At 35.9% G+C, this 409-nt stretch carries 1 protein-coding gene; it reads right to left on the reverse strand.

Annotated elements, in window-relative coordinates; all coding sequences use genetic code 11:
• The coding region (locus tag ACYVRH_RS14820) for a phospholipase D-like domain-containing protein (protein WP_461257622.1) at window positions 1–275 on the reverse strand (275 nt) is incomplete at its 3' end.
• Window positions 276–409: the final 134 nt, after the last annotated feature.

The following is a 409-nucleotide window of genomic DNA, read 5'->3' on the forward strand; positions in this document are numbered from 1 at the left end:
ACTAATGAATCATAAAAGGTGGCTTTGAGTTCTCCTCTGGTTTTCTTTATATCGGTATGATATTCAACTTCCCTAACACGGTTTACCATGTCCTGTTCAATTTCAAGACCAACCAGAACACGAAGGTTTTTCTCTTTTAGTCCTTGATAAATTTCCGCAAAACCAGAAAAATAGAAATAACCAACCAGAAAAGAGGCATTTTGGGCTTTGGGGAGTATGCTTTTTATAATTTCCGAGAGAAATTTGCCATCTCGGTTGGTAATAAAATCGCCCATAGGGGTATTTTATCTGTTTTTGTAGGTATTTTCAAGGGGTGGTTTTTGAGATAAAACTTCTTATCTTTCACCCCTCAACCTTATATTAAACATCAAACCCATAACTCCCCGATTAATCTTTACTATCCTAATAC

The organism is Treponema sp. R80B11-R83G3, assembly GCF_054786115.1.